Raw genomic sequence first — 366 nt, forward strand, 5'->3', positions numbered from 1 at the left:
AGCATTGCCGTTTAAGGTGAGTGAAAAACGAGTGCAGCGCATCATGAAAAACTTGGGCCTTCGATCCGTCGTCATTAAAAAATATCGACCTTATAAAAAGGATGCGGTATATAACGGGGGTGAAAATGTACTCAAGCGGGATTTTTCAACCACGAAAAGGAATGAAAAGTGGGTTAGTGACATCACGTATCTTCACACGGTTGAGGATGGTTGGACCTACCTAGCATCGATTATGGATGTAGCCACTAACAAAATCATCGGATGGAGTTACAGTAAAACCATGGATAAGAGCTGTGTACTATCCGCTCTGCATCAAGCAGTCACGACACAGCGACCAAAAAAAGGCGTAATCCTCCACTCAGATCG

General features: G+C 44.0%; 1 protein-coding gene. It reads left to right on the plus strand.

Features of this window, described 5'->3' with window-relative positions; all coding sequences use genetic code 11:
• Positions 1-366, plus strand: a 366-nt coding sequence (locus MM817_RS16590) for a DDE-type integrase/transposase/recombinase (protein WP_241717175.1), incomplete at both ends; no start/stop codon positions are given.

This window comes from Sulfoacidibacillus ferrooxidans, from assembly GCF_022606465.1.
Classification (GTDB): Bacteria; Bacillota; Bacilli; order Alicyclobacillales; family SLC66; genus Sulfoacidibacillus; species Sulfoacidibacillus ferrooxidans.